16 protein-coding genes are annotated in these 20,728 nt (G+C 49.8%); 1 reads left to right on the forward strand and 15 read right to left on the reverse strand.

The features are described 5' to 3' along the window. Positions 1-471: 471 nt before the first annotated feature. The 3 genes from dapB to secA form a co-directional block, all read right to left on the reverse strand. On the reverse strand, positions 472-1,281 hold the full coding sequence (gene dapB / locus AC6R0L_RS06840) for a 4-hydroxy-tetrahydrodipicolinate reductase (protein ID WP_500628688.1): 810 nt from the start codon (positions 1,279-1,281) through the stop codon (positions 472-474). 71 nt (positions 1,282-1,352) lie between these two features. After that, a complete protein-coding gene (mutT, locus tag AC6R0L_RS06845; RefSeq protein WP_500628689.1) occupies positions 1,353-1,748 on the reverse strand; it encodes an 8-oxo-dGTP diphosphatase MutT in 396 nt (131 codons plus the stop codon). Between the two features lie 93 nt (positions 1,749-1,841). Beyond that, a complete protein-coding gene (gene secA, locus AC6R0L_RS06850) occupies positions 1,842-4,568 on the reverse strand; it encodes a preprotein translocase subunit SecA (RefSeq protein WP_500628690.1) in 2,727 nt (908 codons plus the stop codon). 322 nt (positions 4,569-4,890) lie between these two features. On the opposite strand from secA, the gene AC6R0L_RS06855 reads away from it, so the two are divergent. Beyond that, a complete protein-coding gene (locus AC6R0L_RS06855) occupies positions 4,891-5,346 on the forward strand; it encodes a DUF721 domain-containing protein (protein WP_500628691.1) in 456 nt (151 codons plus the stop codon). 98 nt (positions 5,347-5,444) lie between these two features. Here AC6R0L_RS06855 and lpxC read toward each other — a convergent pair whose 3' ends face one another. The 12 genes from lpxC to AC6R0L_RS06915 all read right to left on the reverse strand — a co-directional run bounded on the left by lpxC (position 5,445) and on the right by AC6R0L_RS06915 (position 20,701). Beyond that, positions 5,445-6,362, reverse strand: a complete 918-nt coding sequence (gene lpxC, locus AC6R0L_RS06860; RefSeq protein ID WP_487901315.1) for a UDP-3-O-acyl-N-acetylglucosamine deacetylase — start codon at positions 6,360-6,362, stop codon at positions 5,445-5,447. 99 nt (positions 6,363-6,461) lie between these two features. Then, on the reverse strand, positions 6,462-7,685 hold the full coding sequence (ftsZ, locus tag AC6R0L_RS06865; RefSeq protein ID WP_487901316.1) for a cell division protein FtsZ: 1,224 nt from the start codon (positions 7,683-7,685) through the stop codon (positions 6,462-6,464). 30 nt (positions 7,686-7,715) lie between these two features. Further along, the gene (ftsA, locus tag AC6R0L_RS06870) at positions 7,716-8,978 is read right to left on the reverse strand and encodes a cell division protein FtsA (protein WP_487901317.1); all 1,263 of its coding nucleotides are present in this window, start codon (positions 8,976-8,978) and stop codon (positions 7,716-7,718) included. Further along, a complete protein-coding gene (locus tag AC6R0L_RS06875; RefSeq protein WP_334554348.1) occupies positions 8,971-9,753 on the reverse strand; it encodes a cell division protein FtsQ/DivIB in 783 nt (260 codons plus the stop codon). The genes ftsA and AC6R0L_RS06875 overlap by 8 nt, the downstream gene beginning before the upstream one ends. Before the next feature lie 179 nt (positions 9,754-9,932). Further along, a complete protein-coding gene (gene murC, locus AC6R0L_RS06880; protein WP_500628692.1) occupies positions 9,933-11,393 on the reverse strand; it encodes a UDP-N-acetylmuramate--L-alanine ligase in 1,461 nt (486 codons plus the stop codon). 9 nt (positions 11,394-11,402) lie between these two features. Continuing rightward, positions 11,403-12,467, reverse strand: a complete 1,065-nt coding sequence (gene murG, locus AC6R0L_RS06885) for an undecaprenyldiphospho-muramoylpentapeptide beta-N-acetylglucosaminyltransferase (protein WP_500628693.1) — start codon at positions 12,465-12,467, stop codon at positions 11,403-11,405. Next, a complete protein-coding gene (gene ftsW / locus AC6R0L_RS06890) occupies positions 12,454-13,647 on the reverse strand; it encodes a cell division protein FtsW (protein ID WP_487901320.1) in 1,194 nt (397 codons plus the stop codon). The genes murG and ftsW overlap by 14 nt, the downstream gene beginning before the upstream one ends. 18 nt (positions 13,648-13,665) lie before the next feature. Next, a complete protein-coding gene (murD, locus tag AC6R0L_RS06895) occupies positions 13,666-15,009 on the reverse strand; it encodes a UDP-N-acetylmuramoyl-L-alanine--D-glutamate ligase (RefSeq protein ID WP_500628694.1) in 1,344 nt (447 codons plus the stop codon). Between the two features lie 39 nt (positions 15,010-15,048). Beyond that, a complete protein-coding gene (mraY, locus tag AC6R0L_RS06900) occupies positions 15,049-16,131 on the reverse strand; it encodes a phospho-N-acetylmuramoyl-pentapeptide-transferase (RefSeq protein WP_334554339.1) in 1,083 nt (360 codons plus the stop codon). After that, positions 16,128-17,486, reverse strand: coding sequence for a UDP-N-acetylmuramoyl-tripeptide--D-alanyl-D-alanine ligase (locus tag AC6R0L_RS06905; protein WP_500628695.1), 1,359 nt, complete (start codon positions 17,484-17,486; stop codon positions 16,128-16,130). The genes mraY and AC6R0L_RS06905 overlap by 4 nt, the downstream gene beginning before the upstream one ends. Further along, on the reverse strand, positions 17,483-18,961 hold the full coding sequence (gene murE / locus AC6R0L_RS06910) for a UDP-N-acetylmuramoyl-L-alanyl-D-glutamate--2,6-diaminopimelate ligase (RefSeq protein WP_500628696.1): 1,479 nt from the start codon (positions 18,959-18,961) through the stop codon (positions 17,483-17,485). Before murE ends, AC6R0L_RS06905 begins: the two co-directional genes overlap by 4 nt. A gap of 12 nt (positions 18,962-18,973) precedes the next feature. Continuing rightward, a complete protein-coding gene (locus AC6R0L_RS06915; protein WP_487901324.1) occupies positions 18,974-20,701 on the reverse strand; it encodes a penicillin-binding transpeptidase domain-containing protein in 1,728 nt (575 codons plus the stop codon). Positions 20,702-20,728 lie beyond the last annotated feature (27 nt).

Genomic DNA, 20,728 nt, shown 5'->3' on the forward strand with positions numbered 1-20,728 from the left:
GAATAAAAATGCAAAAATAATAAATTTAACTGCAAATTTGCCTTCCTGTGCGCAATAAAAAAGCGGTTTTAGGTATTTCAGACAAATTGGCGGTATTCTAATGAGGCCTGTGACATGTGTCAACACACACGTAAAAAAACACCGAAACTTTAGGGCTCTTTAGACAAAAAACAGACCAAAAGGCCTAAAAGAACAACTTTTGTAAATGAGTAATCGATTTCAATTCAAAAAACTCAAAATCTCTCTTTGTATCACCTGTACCAGATCACACTATTTTTCTTCGCCCTTACGCAAACGATCAACATCGGAAGTAAATATAAACTTTAAAGACATTAAAGATAAAACCAACACCAAACCACGAAAATAAACAATAAAACTTAAAGAAAAAAGAGCATAGCCTGAAGTTAACTCATTTTCTTTCAACGCACAGATATAAAAAACGCCGGGCAAGCCCAGCGCATAATTATTTATTTATAGCTCATTAAGTCCTAGGACATCCGTCATGGTATAAAAACCAGGGGATTTTTGGCTAAGCCAGACGGCGGCTTTGACCGCACCATTGGCAAAGGTCATTCTGTCCGTCGCTTTATGAGTGATCTCTACACGCTCACCAATATCAGCAAACATCGCCGTGTGTTCGCCGACAATATCGCCTGCGCGAATGGTGGCAAAACCGATCTCATCTTTGGTTCGCTCGCCGGTAATACCTTCACGAGCATACACAGCAACATCGCTGAGCTGGTTACCCATAGCGCCAGCAATGGCTTCTCCCATACCGATTGCGGTACCGGAAGGCGCATCCACTTTATGACGGTGGTGCGCTTCAACGATTTCAATGTCGCAGTAATCGCCCATCACTTTGGCTGCCTTTTCAAGCAGTTTGAACACAAGGTTAACCCCAACGGAGTAGTTAGGCGCCATCACGACAGGAACGCTCTGAGCAATCTCATCAATGGTCGCTCGCTCTTGCTCACTAAAACCAGTGGTGCCAATCACAATGCTTTTGCCATGCTGACGGCAAAGTTCTAAATTCGCTAGCGTGCTCGCCGGTGCCGTAAAATCGATAATGACATCAAAGTTGTCGATCTCTTTGACAAGATCATCCGTCAGCACGACATCAAATTTGCCCTCTCCGCACAGTTCGCCGACATCGACACCCACCAAAGAAGATTCCGGACGCTCGGATCCTGCACCAACACGGGCGTCTTGATTTAAAAATGTCGCTCTGACTAAGTTACGACCCATTCGACCGGCCGCACCCGCAACTGCAATTCTGACCATTGCAAAAAACTCCTTGGTTCTTGTTCCATTTGTGCCAATAAACTATCAACAATCTCGGCTTGAAACCAGTATTAAAACTCTTGAATGACACGCTTTAGAATCGGCACGTTTGCTTCAGGAAAGGTGTAGTGACGCAAATCCGCAATCGCCACCCAGACACCTTGCTGTCCCTCTTTGCCGTACGGCTCACCAGAAAACTCATGCACACAGATAAAATCAAACTTGAGCGATTTATCCGGATAGTCATACTCAAGATGCTCAAACGGGGTTTGATGTGACACGACAATCCCCACTTCTTCTTCCAGCTCGCGCGCCATCGCTTGCTCTATACTTTCCCCCGCTTCGACTTTACCACCGGGAAACTCCCAAAAGCCCCCCTTATGTTTGTCATCCGGACGCTTGGTGATGAAAATCTTCGATTTGTCTTGGTTGAAGATGATCGCCGCAACGATATGAATACGTTTCATTGACTGGTTCCTATTTGGTTGTTGCCATCCATCAGACGGATACAAAAAGAGTCGCCAAAGCGACTCTTTTCCTATAGATCTCACGTTAATCGCTTACGCAATTTTACCGTGACACTGTTTGTATTTTTTACCGCTGCCACATGGGCAAGGTTCATTTCGACCCACTTTACGCTCTTCGCGCACCATTGGCTGATGAGCATCATCACTTGCGTCTTCATCACTCAATGGGTTATCGGCGCTCGCGTGTTGCGCTTGTGCCAAACGAGCCGCTTCTTCTGCTTGCGCTCGACGCTGAGCTTCCATACGTTCCACTTCTTCTTGCTGCTGAACGCGCACTTTAGACAAGACAGTGATCACGTCGGATTTCAGTGCTTCAAGAAGACCTTCAAAGAGCTCGAAAGATTCACGTTTGTACTCTTGTTTCGGGTTCTTCTGCGCATAGCCACGTAAATGAATACCCTGACGCAAATGGTCCATCGCAGCCAAATGCTCTTTCCACAAGGTATCGAGCGTTTGCAACATCACTGACTTTTCAAAGTTGCGCAGCACTTGCTCGCCCACCACGGCTTCTTTCTCTTTGTAAACAGAGATAGAGGTCGCAATGATTTTCTCGCGCAACGCTTCTTCATACAGTTTGTCGTCTTCTTCAAGCCACTGCTTGACCGGCGCATCAAGGTCGAAGTCATTTTTCAGACGTGCTTGAAGCCCGTCCACATCCCACATATCTTCTAGCGATTGTGGTGGGATGTACTCATCGATAACAGCGTTAAGCACGTCGTCACGGTTTTGCTCAATCATCTCACTGATGTCTTCAGCGCTCATCAACTCATCGCGCAGCTCATACACCACTTTACGCTGGTCATTCGCGACGTCATCGTATTCCAGCAATTGCTTACGAATATCGAAGTTACGTCCTTCCACTTTACGCTGCGCTTTTTCAATCGAACGTGAGAGCATTTTCGATTCGATTGCTTCACCCTCTTCCATACCACTTTGGATAAGGCTAGCCATACGATCCGAGGTAAAGATGCGCAGCAGTGAGTCTTCCATCGACAGGTAGAAACGAGACGAACCTGCATCCCCTTGACGACCAGAACGACCACGAAGCTGGTTATCAATACGACGTGATTCATGACGCTCAGTACCGATAATGTGTAAGCCACCAGCTTCCAGCACTTGATCGTGAACGGCTTTCCATTCCGCTTTAATCGTGTCAATTTGCTCTTGAGTTGGGTTGTCCAGTGTCTCGACTTTTGACTGCCAACTGCCGCCGAGGACGATATCCGTGCCACGACCCGCCATGTTGGTTGCGATGGTGACTGCACCCGGTTTGCCCGCTTCCGCGACGATCTCTGCTTCTTTCTCGTGGAATTTAGCGTTAAGCACGTTGTGCTTGATTTTCGCTTTCTTCAGCGCATTAGAAAGTAGCTCTGATTTTTCAATCGATACGGTACCCACCAGCGTTGGCTGACCTTTTTCAACGCGCTGTTTGATGTCTTCGATAATCGCAGCGAATTTCTCCGCCTCGGTGCGATAAACCATGTCTGGCATATCATCACGAATCATTGGCTTGTTGGTTGGGATAACCACGGTTTCAAGACCATAGATCGATTGGAATTCAAACGCTTCTGTATCTGCGGTACCCGTCATACCAGACAGTTTCTCGTAGAGACGGAAGTAGTTCTGGAAGGTAATCGACGCCAGCGTTTGGTTCTCGTTTTGGATCTTAACGCCTTCTTTCGCTTCCACCGCTTGATGTAGACCTTCAGACCAACGGCGACCAGGCATGGTACGACCCGTATGTTCATCAACGATCACCACTTCACCCTCTTCAGTGACGATGTAGTCAACGTTCTTCTCAAACAATACATGCGCACGCAAGGCAGCATTAACATGGTGCAGTAGACTGATGTTCGTCGGTGAGTACAAGGTGTCACCTTCGACCATCAAGCCGTTTTTAATCATTAACTCTTCAACAAACTCTTGACCGGTTTCAGTCAAATACACTTGCTTGGATTTCTCATCCACCGTGTAGTGACCATCACCACGGTACTCTTCGGAATCTTCTTTGTCTTGCTTCTGGAGTTGTGGGATGAGCGTGTTGATGCGAGTGTACAGCTCAGAGCTGTCTTCAGCAGGGCCAGAAATGATCAGCGGCGTTCTCGCCTCATCAATCAAGATGGAGTCAACTTCATCGACCACAGCGAAAAAGCGCGCGCGTTGAACGCGGTCTTCGGCGCGAAACGCCATATTGTCACGTAGGTAGTCAAAACCGAATTCGTTGTTGGTACCGTAAAGAATATCTGCTTTATAGGCTTCTTTTTTCTCTTGAGGTGGCATGTTCGGCACGTTAACGCCTACCGTCATACCGAGGAATTCAAACAGCGGTCGGTTGGTTTCTGCGTCTCGCTTAGCGAGGTAGTCGTTGACAGTCACGACATGAACCCCTTTGCCTGGCAGAGCGTTCAGATACGCAGGGAGTGTCGCGGTAAGTGTTTTACCTTCACCAGTACGCATTTCAGCGATTTGTCCGTTGTTTAGGACCATGCCGCCGATAAGCTGAACATCAAAGTGGCGCATGCCATACAAACGTTTTGATGCTTCACGAACGGTCGCGAAAGCTTCAGGTAACAGACTGTCTAATGTCTCACCTTGATCTAAACGCTGACGAAATTCGACGGTCTTTTGTTTTAGCTCTTCATCAGATAGAGCCTCAAACGTCGGCTCAAAATTGTTGATCTCTTTTACTATTTTTCTCAGACGTCGCAGGGTTCTGTCGTTGCGACTGCCAATTACCTTTGTCAGTAGCTTAGTTATCATTTGCTATGAATCTCTCTTAACTCAGATCGGGCCCGATCATCTTATAATGCCTTCAGTCTCTACCAGTTTTAAACTAAGAATACTGAGATAAATCACTTTCCTCAGATATTGTGCTATTTACTTTAGAATTCAAGGCTAGAACTGATTTTAGTGGCGCCTATCTTATGAAATTTTCACCCTGACAACCAATAGCAAGGTAATTTGTTTGAAGCACACTTTATTTTTTGTGCTTATATGACGTAAGTTTATCCAATGCAGTGCTACCTACTCGCACGAGCTTCGCTTAGAATGAAACAGACCGTCCAGCAATATAAGGCCCACTATGCGTGACCACCGCCCTACTTTAGGCGACGACATCATCGCTCAATCTCGCTTGTCGACACTGCAACAACACGCCGAAGAGATCATCTTGATCAACCGAGCACTGCAGGCCATTTTGCCTCGTGGTACGGAAAAGCATTGCCGGGTGGCAAACATCCGTGAAGGACAATTGATCCTCGAGGTAGCTAGCGCAGGGATCAAGATGAAGATCGATCGTGATCGTCTGCATATTTTGAATCAATTACGATCTCAGGGATTCGCTCGACTGATCGCTGTCAGCGTACAAATCAATCCGGAGCTATATCGATCAAACAGTGAGAAAAGCGAGCAGTCAGCGCCCAAAAGGGATCCTATCTCTTCCACCTCCGCAAGCTATCTTGAAATGATCGCCTCAAACGCCTCGCCGAAAGTAAAGGCACGACTTGAAAGCTTGGCGAAATTAGCCAATAAATCGTAGGACTTCGCCACACTGATATTTGTCAGGGCGATCAAAAAAGGCCAGATCCTGCGATCTGGCCTTTAAAATTTTTAGCTTGTTGGCTTAATACCCGCGCTTTATGCAAGCACCATGTTAGGCTCTGCAAAAGCCATCGGTGCTGGTGCCTCTTCTTCAAAGGTCACCCACTCCCACGCTTCTTGGTCTGCGAGGACTGCACGAAGCAACTGGTTGTTGAGACCATGGCCCGATTTGTAAGCTCGGAATTCGCCAATGATAGGGTGACCACACATGTACAGATCGCCAATGGCATCAAGCACTTTGTGCGTCACAAATTCATTTTCAAAGCGCAGACCTTCTTCGTTCAGAATACGGTATTCATCCAATACGATGGCGTTGTCAAAACTGCCACCCAACACCAAGTTTTGAGACTGGAGGTATTCGATATCACGCATGAATCCAAAGGTACGAGCTCGTGAAATCTCTTTCACAAAACCGTTGGTCGAGAAATCAAACACCAAGTGCTGCTCGTCGGCATCAATAGCCGGGTGATTGAACTCGATTTCGAAATCCATACGGAAGCCATTAAACGGAACAAACTCCGCCCACTTGTCTTCTTCTTCAAAACGGATAGGTTTCTTGATACGAATAAAACGTTTTGCGACATTTTGCTCTTCGATACCCGCTTGTTGAAGCAAGAATACGAATGGACTTGCGCTGCCATCCATAATTGGGATTTCTGGCGCATCGACTTCAACGATAACGTTATCGATACCCATACCCGCTAGGGCAGCATTCAAGTGTTCAACTGTTGAAATACGGACACCTGCGTCATTAACTAGAGCGGTACACAATTTGGTGTCGCGCACAGAGTCTGGGTTCGCAGGGAAGTCGACCGCTGGCTCTAAATCCGTGCGGCGATAAATGATACCAGTATTTGCAGCAGCTGGGCGTAGCGTGAGCGTGACTTTACGACCAGAGTGGAGACCCACACCAGTTGTTTTCACTATTTCTTTCAGAGTACGTTGTCTGATCATCTACCTTGCCTCAACAATATTGCCACAAAACGCGGTCAATCTTTAACATCGACCGCGAATCCTACCACATAATCGAACAGTGTCAAATTATGGATGCCATCAATCAGCTTGGCGACGTAGGAAAGCAGGAATATCTAAGTAGCCACTTTCTTTATCGGTTTTCGGTGCAGCAGCACTTTGGCTTGCCCCACCGCCAACACCTGACGTCGTCGGCTGAGGTGAAACTTGTGGTTTCTCTTGCAAAGATGGTGCCGCTTTTTCTTCCACTTTGTTGACGCTCGCTTGAGGCGTCACCGTTTGTTGTGGTTGAGTTTGCGTAACCGGCTTCGCTTTGCCCCCCGCAACCAGAGTAATGTCAGGCTTTTTCTCGTTACCGATACCTGTCGCTACAACGGTGACACGGATTTCATCAGCCATGTCTGGGTCAAGAGAAGTACCAATCACCACAGTTGCATTGTCAGAAGCGAACGCCTTAACTGTGTTACCCACAGTTTCAAACTCATCGAGGCGCATATCCAAACCCGCTGTGATGTTGACCAAGACGCCACGAGCGCCCGCAAGATCAATATCTTCAAGCAGTGGGCTAGAGATTGCCATCTCTGCCGCTTCTTCCGCACGGTCTTCACCTTTCGCGACACCACTACCCATCATAGCGTGACCCATTTCCGACATCACAGTGCGAACATCCGCAAAGTCGACGTTAATCATGCCAGGGCGAGTGATAAGCTCAGCAATACCTTGTACCGCGTTTTTCAATACGTCATTTGCACTTGCAAATGCTTCGAGTAGTGTGATGCCTCGGCCAAGAACCTTGAGCAATTTCTCATTGGGAATCGTGATAAGCGAGTCCACATGCTTTGAGAGCTCTTCAATACCTTGCTCAGCAAACGCCAGGCGCTTTTTGCCTTCGAAGCTAAATGGCTTAGTGACTACAGCGACGGTCAATACGCCGAGTTCTTTTGCCACTTCTGCAATAACAGGTGCCGCACCGGTACCAGTACCACCGCCCATTCCGGCCGCGATAAATACCATATCGGCACCTGACAACTCTTCTTTAATTCTTTCTCTATCTTCAAGAGCAGCGTCACGTCCTACTTGCGGGTTTGCCCCTGCACCTAGACCTTTTGTCATGTCGCCACCAATTTGGATGACACTACTGACACTGGTTTTTCGAAGCGCCTGAGCATCAGTATTGATACTGATGAACTCAACACCTTCGATGGATTCACGCACCATGTGTTCGACAGCGTTACCACCGCCGCCACCAACCCCAACGACTTTAATTACTGCATCGTCAGACATTTCCATCATCGGTTCAAACATGTGTTATCTCCGTTTTTCCTGCTGCTCAGGTTAAAACTCTTTTTGTATCCAATTACGCACTCGAGCAAAAAAGCCGGTAACTGACTGGCGAGAAGGCTCGTTGTATTCCGTCTCATCATTTACCTGACTGTCGCGCGCGTAATGAAGTAAACCCACAGCCGTAGAATGATACGGCTCTTTGACATAATCCGTTAAGCCGCTCACCTCTAGTGGCTTGCCAACTCGTACTTGGTTGCGGAACACGCGCTCCGCACACTCAACCAAACCTTCAATTTGTGATGCCCCACCTGTGAGCACCACACCTGCGGCAAGATGGTGTTTAATCCCCTCTTCACGCAGTCTTTCTTGAACAGTATCGATCGTCTGGTTCACCAGACCCATTAACTCAGTATAACGAGGCTCTATCACTTCAGATAGAGTTTGACGTTGTAAACTTCGCGATGGACGCCCTCCAACGCTAGGAACGTTAACTGTGTCATCTTTGCTGACCAATTCACTCACGGCACAGCCATATTTGACTTTAATCTCTTCAGCATCGCTGACTGGCGTGCCAAATGCAAAGGCTATATCGCTAGTGACCGCATTTCCTGCGTAAGAAAAGACCTCAGTGTGACGTAACGCGCCGCCTGTCCAGATGGCTACATCCATGGTGCCTGCACCAATATCAACCACACACACGCCAAGTTCACGCTCATCTTCTGTAATGACCGCATTACTTGACGCAAGGCCAGAGTAGACCAAATGCTCCACCGTTAAGCCGCAACGCTCAACCGCTTTAATAATGTTTCTCGCCATATCATTGTGGCAAGAAATGAGGTGCACGCTGACTTCCATGCGCACCCCTGACAGACCGAGTGGATTTTTGATTCCCTCTTGGTAGTCGATCGTAAACTCTTGTGGGATGACATGCAAAATACGCTGCTCATCGCCAATTTTAATAGACTTGGCGGTATGAATCGCACGATCCATGTCTTCTTGTGACACTTCTTCTTCGGAGATAGTGCCCATCCCCTTTTCGATACGGCTAGCAATATGGCGACCAGACAGCGAAATGTAGACGTTGCGAATTTGGCACTCAGCCATCAACTCCGCTTGGTCCACCGCGCGCTGAACCGATTTCACTACCGACTCTAGGTCGTTGACTCCGCCTTTATCCATACCACGCGACGGGCTAATCCCAGCGCCAATAATATTAATTTGACCATCAGGCAATACTTCGCCCACCAGAGCCGATACGGTTGCAGTGCCTATATCAAGACCAACAATAATGTTGTCATCAGCGGTCTTAGTCATCTGTACTCTCTTGTTCTAACTCTTGATCAGGGAACCATCCAACGGATGCTCCCGTGTCATACCTGAGGTCAATGTAGCTCACTCTTAACGTGTCGCTACCTAAATTCTGATACAGAGAAACAAATCGATTGATGCGTTCCTCTAACGACTCTTTACCCAATTCCAAACGAATGCCGTTATCTAGAATGATTTGCCACGCTCGGCGCTCGTTTTGCACCAAGGACGTAATCGACAAATTGAGCGCGGTAAATTTCGGGCTAATTCGACGCCACACGTCCAACACTTCTTGGCTGGTACCCTGTGGGCCGTAGAGCTTTACCCGCTCCTCTTCTAGTTGGCCGATGTCACCATTGAAGACGTCTCCCTGCTCATTAAGCAATGCGTTGCCATTCCAAATTGCCGCCGCTTGGTGCTCAGTAAGAAACACTTTGACGGTGTCTGGCCATTGCTTGCGTATTGAGGCGTGAGAGACCCAAGGGATCGCTTCAGCCATCGTCTGCAACACCTTGATATCTTGTGACATAAAGGTTCCGACATGATCCAAATGCGCAAAAGCACGTTGGACATCGAGGGCAGAGACGTAGTGCAAATCACCTTGCAAGACAATTTTAGAGAGTGGCAGACGCTGGTCATCCCACATCCATGAAATCGTCGAATAAAGAAGGGAGCCAATTAACAGCAAAACCACCAGTAAAAAACCACCGCCAACCGCGTGGTTTTTAACAAGTGGGGAAGAGGTTAGATGACGGCTTTCATTAAAAGCACTTTTAATCAAAGTCCATAGTCCTTGCTATTTGTTCGCAATTTTCCCTATCTTCTTTTGCAATAAGGCAAAAGCACTTATTTTAACTTTCGGATTATACTGGCGTCACTGAAAGTATCAAATACTGAAAGTGAGAAATCGCCGCTTAAAACACAGAAAGTGCATCAAACCACGATTTTTCACCCTTAAATCTACGCCTGACGCATCTTATCGATATTTAACTCAAAAGCCGCCAACTGTTTTGCCACTTTACCGACATCCCCAGCCCCTTGAGTAAGCACTAAGTCACCGTCTTGTAAGACATTCGCAAGAACGGAAGGTAACGTACTGCTGTCTGGGACAAAAATTGGGTCAATACGGCCACGTGAACGAATCGTTCTGCACAGTGATCGACCATCTGCACCAGCAATGGGCTTTTCACCTGCCGCATAGACATCCAGCATGATCAAGACATCCACTTGTTCCAGCACGTTGGCGAAATCATCGTAGAGGTCTCGCGTTCTGCTGTAACGGTGAGGCTGAAAGATCATCACTAAGCGCTTTTCTTGCCAACCGTTTCTCGCGGCTTGAATGGTGACATCCACTTCTGTCGGGTGGTGGCCATAATCATCAACCAGCATTGCATGTCCCTTGCCAGTTTCGAACTCACCTAGATGATCAAAGCGGCGGCCGGTTCCTTGAGTGCCTGCCATGGCGCGTAAAATCGCCTCATCGCTGACATCATCTTCCGTTGCCACGGCGATGGCCGCTGATGCATTGAGCGCATTATGGCGCCCCGGAATATTCAGGGTAATGTCTAGGTTAGCGCGATGTTTACGTACGACAGTAAACTTGCCCTGCTGGCCTTCTTGGCGATAGTTTTCAATGCGCACATCGGCATCTTCCGAGAAACCGTAAGTAATCACTTGGCGGCTCACTTTAGGAATCAGTTCACGCACGACCGGGTCATCGACACACAAAATCGCTTGGCCATAAAACGGCAGGTTGTGCAGGAAATCGATGAACGTTTGTTTGAGCGTTTCAAAATCGCCGCCATAGGTGTCCATATGATCCGCTTCAATATTGGTAACGATACTGACCATAGGCTGCAAATGGAGAAATGAAGCGTCGCTTTCGTCCGCTTCCGCAATCAAGATACGGCTAGAGCCCAATCGCGCATTGGTTCCCGCGCTTTTGACCAAGCCACCGTTGACGAACGTCGGGTCTAAGCCTTCTTCAGAATAAATCTGCGTGACCAAGGCCGTTGTCGTGGTTTTACCATGTGTGCCCGCCACCGCAATACCGTGACGAAAACGCATCAGCTCAGCCAACATTTCTGCGCGGCGAACCACAGGGATACGGGCTTCACGGGCAGCCTTAATTTCTGGGTTTTGCTCGTTGATGGCAGTAGAGACAACCACCACACTGGCGTTGGCGACGTTGTCTGAATGGTGACCGATATAAATCGTCGCCCCTTTTTGCGCGAGCCCCTGCGTAACCGGATTCTCTGCGATATCTGACCCCGTGATTTGGTAGCCTTCGTTGAGCAACACTTCTGCGATGCCACTCATACCCGCACCACCGATGCCGATAAAGTGAATGCATTTCACGCGGCGCATTTCTGGCACCATGGCACGAATCTGCGCCAAATCTTGTGTATGTTGAATTGTCATAATCGTTCTCTATTTCTGTGCCAGTTCGATGATCGCCGTTGCCACCACTGTATCAGCGTCAAGTTTGGCGGCCGCGCGTGCCTTCTCTGCCATAGAGAGAAGATCATCACGGCTCAGATGGCGAATACCTTCGGTCAATGACGCCACACTGAGCGCCGGCTGCTCAATCATTTTTGCGGCGCCGCATTCTACCAGATGATCCGCGTTCAACGCTTGTTGGCGATCTTTGTGCATAAAGGGAATAAAAATCGCCCCGACCCCCGCCGCTGACACTTCCGACACCGTCAACGCACCAGAGCGGCAGACCAGAAGATCGGCCCAAGCGTATGCCGCGGCAACATCATCGATGAATTCCACCACTTCAGCCTGATCGACGTTTTGATCTTGATAGGCTTTTTTCACAGAATCCGCGTTATTTTTACCCGCTTGATGGCGAACTTGATAACCACTTCCTAGGTTGGCCATCACCTCAGGTAAGGTTTGATTTAAAATCCGCGCACCTTGACTGCCACCCATAACCAAAATACGAATCTCATCGCTACGCTCACTCATGCGCACTGTCGGGCTTGGCAGTGAAATTACATCCTCACGCACAGGGTTCCCCACCACTTCTGCATGAGTAAATGCACCCGGAAACGCCTGAAACACCTTGCTCGCAATACGTGATAACCATTGATTGGTGAGACCTGCAACCGCATTTTGCTCGTGCAGTACTACTGGAATGCCCAACAGTTTCGCTGCCACGCCACCTGGGCCACTGACATAGCCGCCCATGCCCAATACCACATCCGGTTGCCAGCGTTTCATGTGCGCTTTGGCCTGAAAGATCGCATTGATGATTTGAAACGGCGCCGCGAGAAGTTTCGCTAACCCCTGTCCACGCAAGCCTTTGACTTTGATAAAGTCGATATCGATACCGTGTTTCGGTACCAACTCGGCTTCCATTCGATCCGCAGTCCCTAGCCAGCGAATTTCCCAACCTTGCTGCTGAAGTTTTTTGGCAACGGCTAAGCCCGGGAAAACATGACCGCCCGTACCGCCGGCCATGACCATAAGTTTTTTAGTCTGAGTCATTATTCGATTTCTGTGTTGAGTCAGGCGCATCAACCCGGCATTCGAAGTCAATGCGAAGTAAGATAGAGACGGCCACCGCCATGATAATCAAGCTAGATCCGCCGTAACTGATAAGCGGCAAAGTGAGACCTTTGGTCGGTACCATACCGGCCGCCGCACCGACATTGACTAAGGTTTGAAACGCAAACCAAATGCCGATACCAAATGCCAGATAGCCGCCAAAAAGATGCTGGTGCTCAAACGCTTTTCTGCCAATAAAAATGGCTTTGATCACCAAGCTAAAAATCAGCATTAGCACGAGCACAACGCCAACAAAGCCCAACTCTTCCGCTAACACGGCAAACACAAAGTCCGTGTGCGCTTCAGGTAAGTATTCGAGCTTTTGAATTGAATTACCAAGGCCTTGACCAAACCACTCACCTCGGCCAAAAGCCATCAATGACTGCGTCAATTGGTAACCGCTGCCGAAAGGGTCTTCCCACGGGTCGAGAAACGAGGTGACGCGGCGCATGCGGTAAGGCTCGATCCAAATCAATCCGACTACCGCTGAAATGCCGACCACCATCAAGGCAAGAAACTGAGTCAGCTTGGCTCCGGCGATAAACAGCATGCCAAACAGCGTCACCAACATCACGATAACGGTGCCTAAATCGGGCTGAAGAAGCAGCAAACCGGCTAATGTCCCAAACACGATGATGGGCTTAATAAACCCACCAAAGAAGCTCGATTGAACCTCATCGCGTTTACGCACTAAGTATCCGGACATAAAAATAAACAGTGACAGTTTCGCCACTTCGGCAGGCTGTAAGTTAAACAGTCCTAGCGGAATCCAACGTGAGGCGCCATTGACTGATTTTCCCGCCACCAGCACCACGCACAGCAAGAAAATAGACAGCAGCAGCAACCAAGTACTGTAGTCGAGCCATTTGCGCATCGGAACTTGTAAAATAACCGCGGACGTTCCGAGCGCGAGGACAAGAAACAGCGCATGGCGAAACATAAAGTGGAAAGGCTGGTCAGTCAGACGTGAACTGATAGGAAACGATGCGGATGTCACCATCACCAGACCTGTCAACATTAACCCAAGCGCAATCCAGACCAATTGTCGATCGTACAGTGAGTCTGGGCTGTCACTGGTGAGCCAATGTTGCACTCTGTGGATGGCACTGGAAATCGGCATATCGTCCTTGCTGTGCTGTTATGCGTAGGTGAGAGCAAGCTCGCGGAATGCATCACCGCGCGCCATAAAGTTGTTGAACTGATCAAAGCTCGCACAAGCCGGTGAAAGCATCACCATGTCACCCTCGCTGAGCTGAGGGGCGACCCACTCAATCACATCACTCATACGGTCAAATCGTTTTGCACTAGGGTGCAAGGGCATAAACGCCTCACCATCCACGCCAAAGCAGCAAAGCTGCACGTTGAGCTTCGACAGTGGCGATGCCAATTCGGAAAAATCCGCCCCTTTGCCGACACCGCCGACAAGTAGGTAGAGTCGTCCTGTCAAGGAGAGCCCAGATAGCGCCGCCAACGTACTGGCAACATTGGTCGCTTTAGAATCATTGACCCACTTAACGCCGCGTTTGTCAGCCACCACTTGGCAACGATGTGTTAAACCTTGATAAGCCTTGATAGCCGGTAAGGCTCCCTTGAGCTCTATACCCGCTTGATTCAGCAGCGCCAATACCACCATCACATTCGCAACATTGTGCTGGCCCACCAGAGCAAGCTCATCGGTCGCTAAAATAGGACTATCTTGACATACAATCCAGTCACGACCTTGAGATTGACGTAAATGGTAATCCGCCTCTTGCTTGAGTGAGAACGTCACTAGGTCGCAAGCGTTGTGATCTGGGTAGGTTTGCTTGTCGTCTGCATTCACAACCCCTTTGATAGCATGGTCGAAAATGCGCAGTTTGGCCGCACGATACGCCGCCATTCCAGAGTAGCGGTCCATATGGTCTTCACTCAGATTGAGAAAAGCCGCGGCCACTAGATGCAAAGAAGAGGTCGTCTCTAATTGAAAGCTCGACAGTTCAAGAACGTAAAGATCCGCCTCTTGATTTAGCAGATCCAGCGCGGGAACGCCGATGTTTCCACCCACGGCGGTCTTGACGCCCGCAGCGTTCGCCGCCACACCGGTCAGATCTGTGACGGTACTTTTGCCATTCGAGCCAGTAATCGCGATCACCGGTTTGCTGACATGCCAAGCAAATAGCTCAATGTCGCCCACGACTGGCGTGCCCTTGGCAATCACTTGCTGAATCTCAGCCGTCGCCAACGCAATACCCGGGTTAACCACGACCAAGTCTGCCCCCTCTAGCCATTGCGTTTGCCATCCACCACTGTGCAATGCAACATCACTCGGCAGCGACTCTTGACCCGGCGGGCACTGGCGCGTATCGATCACCTTAATGTCGAGCGCATTCGGTAAACGCTTAAGGTAATTCACCACCGACAAACCGGTGATACCCAAGCCAACCACGACGACGTGGTGAATCGACTCCCATCGAGAGGGATTGGCATGAATAGACTCGCGCATGGCCATTCCTTTTATCCTATTGGCGAAACAAAGCGGGGATTAGCGAACTTTCAGCGTCGCTAGTCCAATCAAAACAAGTACGATAGAGATGATCCAAAAACGAACGATAACCCGAGGTTCCGGCCAGCCTTTTAACTCGTAGTGATGGTGAATCGGCGCCATACGGAAAATACGCTGTCCACGCAGTTTGTATGAGCCCACTTGAAGGATCACCGATAAGGTTTCCATCACAAACACGCCGCCCATGATCACCAATACAAACTCTTGACGCACCAACACGGCAATCGTACCAAGCGCACCGCCAAGAGCCAGTGAACCAACATCGCCCATAAAGACTTGTGCAGGGTAGGTGTTAAACCATAAAAAGCCTAGCCCCGCTCCCACGATCGCCGTACACACGACGACTAGCTCTGATGCGTGAGGCACGTATGGAATGTGCAGGTAATTGGCAAAATTAACGTTACCAGTGGCCCAGGCAATGGCGGCAAAACCTGCAGCAACCAGTACCGTTGGCATGATCGCCAACCCATCCAAACCATCGGTTAAATTGACCGCGTTACTTGTGCCGACAATCACAAAATAAGTCAACACGATATAGAACAGACCTAACTGCGGCATAATGTCTTTGAAAAAGGGCACCACCAGTTGTGTCGCCGCGGTATCTTTACCGTGAGCATAAAGTGCAAACGCCACCACTAATGCGATCGCGGATTGCCAGAAATACTTCCAACGCGCGATCAAGCCATCGGTGTTTTTGCGCACGACTTTGCGATAGTCATCGACAAACCCGACTGCGCCGTAGCCCGCAAGTACGGCGAGCACAGCCCAAACATATGGGTTAGCCAGATCCGCCCAGAGCAGAACCGTTGTCATGATCGCTGTTAAGATCATTACACCGCCCATGGTTGGCGTGCCACGCTTACTAAAGTGTGACTCTGGCCCTTCGTTACGCACCACCTGACCAATTTGCAACATCTGCAAACGGCGAATCATACGAGGCCCCATCCACAAAGAGATCGCTAAGGCCGTCAAAACACTGACAATGGCTCGGAACGACAAATATTCGAACAGGCGAAAAAATGAAAAGTATGGCTGTAGCAGCTCCGCAAGCCAAATAATCATGCAAACATCTCCTTCACAGCAGCCGCGACTTTAAACATACCGGCGCTATTGGCACCTTTGACCAGCAAAGTTTGTGGCCCTTGGTGCGTCTTTATCTGCTGCTTAATATAATCAATCATGCTCTCATGAGAGCAAAAATGTGTCCCCTGGCAAACCTGGCTGATAACCTCTGCGTCATCACCATAGGTCAACACATAAGGGAAGTTAAAGGGGGCAGCATGTTCACCGACTTGACGATGAAGTGCAAGGCTTTCGTCACCAAGCTCTGCCATATTCCCCAAAATTAGCCAGCGCGTCCCATCAAAACTCGATAAGAGATCCACCGCCGCTTTCATGGCGGGGACGCTGGCGTTGTAGCTGTCATCGATAAGACGAATCTCGTCGGTCAATGCGACGGTTTCAACGCGCCCTTTCACTTTGGCAAGATTTTCTAGCCCTTTGACAATCATCTCATCGCTGGCACCTAACTCTTTCGCCAGAGCCGCCGCAGCCAGTGCGTTGGCAACATTGTGCTGACCAATAATACCGAGTTTGACGCTCAGCTCACTACTTGGCGTGCGCAAAATAAAACTTGCCTCACCCATCGCGTTTAACACCACGTGAGTAGCAAAGTAATCTGCGCTTGTATCGGTCATAGAAAAGGTTTTGACCTGTTTATCGGCCAAGACACTGCTCCAATGCTCACCACCATGACTATCGAGATTGACGATCGCCACTGAGCCAGGCGCAAGCCCTTGGTAGATCTCCCCTTTTGCTTGCTTCACGCCCTCAATCGAACCAAAGCCTTCTAAATGCGCCGCTGCAACGTTGTTCACGAGGGCAACATCGGGTTTGACCAAGGCGGTCGTATAGGCGATTTCACCAATGTGGTTGGCGCCGAGTTCAATCACGGCGTAATCATCTTCCGGCTTCGAGCGGAGCAAGGTCAACGGCACACCTATATCGTTGTTGAAGTTACCCGCAGTAAACAGCACTTGTCCTTGAAGAGTCATGATGCTAGCGACCATCTCTTTCACCGTGGTTTTACCGCAGCTTCCTGTTATCGCCACCGTCGGGGTTTGGCATAACTGATGAACGAAGGCGCCTAACTGCCCCAGCGCCACTTTGGAGTCTTTGACCAATAGCTGAGGGACATCAAGCGGCAAAACTCGACTGACCAACAGCGCTGCCGCACCGGACTCAACGGCTTTGGCCGCAAAATCGTGCGCATCAAAACGCTCACCGACCAAGGCAACAAACAGCGCGCCCGTTTCGATAGCACGCGTGTCAGTCGACACACTCTCGATCGCCACATCTTGGCCAATCAACTCCGCCGACAGTGGCTCGACTAATTGAGATAACATCATAGTGATCATAAAGGAGACTCCAATAGCTCTGCCGCCGACTCACGATCAGAGTAGTGCACGGTTTCATCTGCCAGAACTTGATAATCTTCATGGCCTTTGCCTGCAAGCAAGATAATGTCTTGCGCTTGGCTGTTGGCTAGCGCGTAACGCAAGGCTTGATAGCGATCATGCTCGACAATCGCTAGATGTGGCTTCGCCATGCCATCCAGCATATCTTGCACGATGGACTTAGGATCCTCGCTGCGCGGGTTATCATCGGCCAAAATGACCTGATCAGCCAGTTGTTCACCAATCGAAGCCATCATTGGACGCTTACCCGTATCCCGATCGCCGCCGCAACCGAAAATCGCCCACAGTTTGCCGTGACAATGAACGCGCAGCGCTTGCAATGCTTTTTCTAATGCGTCTGGCGTATGTGCATAATCGACCACCACTTTCGCTTTCCCGGGTGAAGCGAACAACTCCATACGTCCAATGACGGGCTCTAGTTGAGGCGCAGTCGCCATCAAGGCCGATTTATCAAAACCCAATTCAAGCAGCGTCGTCATCGCCACAAGCACGTTACTGGCATTGAACTGGCCGATGAGGGGCACCTGAAGCTCGCCTTGGCCATAGAGACCATCAAAGTGCAGCTCGATACCCTGTTCTGAATACAATACATGATGAGCAAACACGGCGCGTTTGTGGGTCGTTGGAGAGAGAGAAACCGCCGTCGCGTGATCAAGCTCAGTCAGCCACTGGGCACCGACGGCGTCATCGGCATTGATGATCGCGTGCTGGCAGGCATGATCAGTAAAGAGCATTCGCTTAGCACGAGCGTATTCATCCATCGTGCCGTGGTAATCGAGGTGATCACGACTTAGGTTGGTAAACACGCCCGCTGCAAACGGAAGCGCTTTCACCCGGCCTTGAACCAAACCATGAGAGGAGATTTCCATCGCAGTGTAGTGTGCACCTCGCTGCTGAAGCTGAGACAGCATCTGACAAATCGTCACCGCACTGCCTGTGGTGTTGACCGCAGGCTGCAAGTTCTCGAGAAAACCATTACCCGCAGTTCCGAGTACCGCCGCGCGCTGCCCTAGCAGCTCTAACCATTGAGCGATGAGCTGCGTCACTGTGGTTTTACCGTTCGTACCGGTGACGCCAATCAGCAGGTTCCCTGCGACTGGATATAGGGAGAGCGCCAACTGAGATAAACGCTGATTAAGTGCATCGACATAGACTACGGGCACTGACTGAATGTATTCCACCAGACCATGTGGAGCACGCGAACACGCCTGTGCAATAACGGCATTGGCCCCTTGAGCAATCGCAGCCGGAATAAACTTCCTCGCATCCAAAGCGTGACCTTGGATGGCAACGAAGGTCGATCCTTTCGTCACTTGGCGACTGTCGAGCTCAAGTTGGCGAACGGGTATCGCGAGCTCATCGCCCAGCTCAAGCCAAGGTCGTAATAATTGCGTTAATGTGAGTGTTGTTGGCATTGGCTCTCTCACTTACTCATTTTTAAATCGGTTTTCATCAGGGGCGACATTGAGCAGTTGCAATGTCCCTTTGAGAATTTCGGCAAACACAGGACCCGCGACCGAGCCTCCGTAGTAGTTATCACCTTGAGGCTCATTAATCACCACTACCAGCGCCACTCGCGGTTTGCTGGCCGGCGCAACCCCCGCGGTATAGGCGAAGTATTCATCTCCGTACCCCCCCGCGATCGCTTTGCGCGATGTGCCGGTTTTCGCCGCAACTCGATAGCCCGGCACTGCCGCTTTGGTTGCAGTACCGCCCGGCTGTGTGACAGTTTCTAGCATTCTCAACACCATTTTCGCGTGCTCACTGTCAATGACCTGACGTGAAAAATCTTGTTGGTTGTTCTCTATGATGTGTACTGGCTGATAGACGCCGAAGTTGCCCAAGGTGGCATACGCATGCGCCAGTTGAAGCGGGGTAATGGTCAAGCCATACCCGAATGATAAGGTCGCAATTTCAAACTTCGACCAGCGACGGCGATTGGGGAAGATACCGGAGGTTTCACCGACCAAATTTAATCCCGAAGGTTGACCAAATCCGACCGAACTGTACATACCCAGCAGCGCCTCAAGCGGCATATCGAGTGCCAGCTTGGTCACGCCGATGTTACTCGATTTCTGCAAGATGGTCGTCAGATCGGCTTTGCCCACTTTCGACGTATCTCTGACCTTGCTGCCACCAATTTCAAACACGCCATTGCCGGTATCGATGACCGTATTGGCATCGGCGCTGCCATTGTCGAGTGCCGCTAATACCACAAAGGGTTTCACGGTTGAGCCCGGCTCAAATGCATCGGTGATCACGCGGTTCCGCATTTTCGCTGATTGAAGGTCACTGCGATTGTTGGGGTTGTAGGACGGAGCATTCACCATCGCCAACACCGCGCCCGTTTGTACATCAAGGACCACAGCCGATCCTGACGTCGCACGGTGATCGGCGACCGACTGCTTAATCGCTCGATACGCAATCGCTTGAATGCGCTGATCGATGGTCAGTTCAAGCGGTTTGCCCTCTTCACGCTCTTCGAGTGAAATATTTTCAACAACTCGGCCATAACGGTCTTTACGAATGATCTGTTTACCCGCCTCTCCGGTGAGCCATTTATCATAACTGCGCTCAACCCCTTCGAGGCCGTGACCATCAATTCCCGTCACCCCCACTAAGTGCGCACTGACTTCGCCCGCGGGGTAATAGCGACGCGATTCCGCTTTTAGTCCTACGCCAGACAGCTTCAGCTCTCGCACGTAATTGGCCATGGCTGGGCTAACTTGCCGTTGCAAATAGACAAAGCGTCTTGAGCGGTTACGATTGATTTTGTCGATCAGCTCCTCGCGCTTAAGGCCCAATACATCGGCCAGCGCGTGCCAACGATCAATATCGCTCAGGCCACCATGTTTGAAAATGTTAACAGGGTCGGCCCATACAGCCTCAACGGGCACACTGACCGCCAGCGGCTCACCATTACGATCGGAAATAATGCCGCGCGCCGAGTGCAAGGTTTTCGCGCGCACTGAGCGAAGATCGCCCTGTTTGATCAAGTTACCCGGCTCAACCACCTGAATAAACGCAATACGAGCAACGAGCGCCATAAAAATGCAGAACACAATAAAGAGCACCAAATAAAAGCGCCAGCGAATTAGGCTCGCCGGAGTGTCCTTTTCTTGCGGTTTGATGGGTTCGACGTTCTTTTTGCTCATGGGAGTGTAATGATGACTTCTTTGTCT

The organism is Vibrio sp. R15-SG3-ISO1A (assembly GCF_059833955.1).

Coding starts and splice junctions, on each gene's coding strand:
- dapB (WP_500628688.1), bottom strand. CDS start 1,281: ATGGTCAGAATTGCAGTTGCGGGTGCGGCCGGTCGAATGGGTCGTAAC.
- mutT (WP_500628689.1), bottom strand. CDS start 1,748: ATGAAACGTATTCATATCGTTGCGGCGATCATCTTCAACCAAGACAAA.
- secA (WP_500628690.1), bottom strand. CDS start 4,568: ATGATAACTAAGCTACTGACAAAGGTAATTGGCAGTCGCAACGACAGA.
- AC6R0L_RS06855 (WP_500628691.1), top strand. CDS start 4,891: ATGCGTGACCACCGCCCTACTTTAGGCGACGACATCATCGCTCAATCT.
- lpxC (WP_487901315.1), bottom strand. CDS start 6,362: ATGATCAGACAACGTACTCTGAAAGAAATAGTGAAAACAACTGGTGTG.
- ftsZ (WP_487901316.1), bottom strand. CDS start 7,685: ATGTTTGAACCGATGATGGAAATGTCTGACGATGCAGTAATTAAAGTC.
- ftsA (WP_487901317.1), bottom strand. CDS start 8,978: ATGACTAAGACCGCTGATGACAACATTATTGTTGGTCTTGATATAGGC.
- murC (WP_500628692.1), bottom strand. CDS start 11,393: ATGACAATTCAACATACACAAGATTTGGCGCAGATTCGTGCCATGGTG.
- murG (WP_500628693.1), bottom strand. CDS start 12,467: ATGACTCAGACTAAAAAACTTATGGTCATGGCCGGCGGTACGGGCGGT.
- ftsW (WP_487901320.1), bottom strand. CDS start 13,647: ATGCCGATTTCCAGTGCCATCCACAGAGTGCAACATTGGCTCACCAGT.
- murD (WP_500628694.1), bottom strand. CDS start 15,009: ATGCGCGAGTCTATTCATGCCAATCCCTCTCGATGGGAGTCGATTCAC.
- mraY (WP_334554339.1), bottom strand. CDS start 16,131: ATGATTATTTGGCTTGCGGAGCTGCTACAGCCATACTTTTCATTTTTT.
- AC6R0L_RS06905 (WP_500628695.1), bottom strand. CDS start 17,486: ATGATCACTATGATGTTATCTCAATTAGTCGAGCCACTGTCGGCGGAG.
- murE (WP_500628696.1), bottom strand. CDS start 18,961: ATGCCAACAACACTCACATTAACGCAATTATTACGACCTTGGCTTGAG.
- AC6R0L_RS06915 (WP_487901324.1), bottom strand. CDS start 20,701: ATGAGCAAAAAGAACGTCGAACCCATCAAACCGCAAGAAAAGGACACT.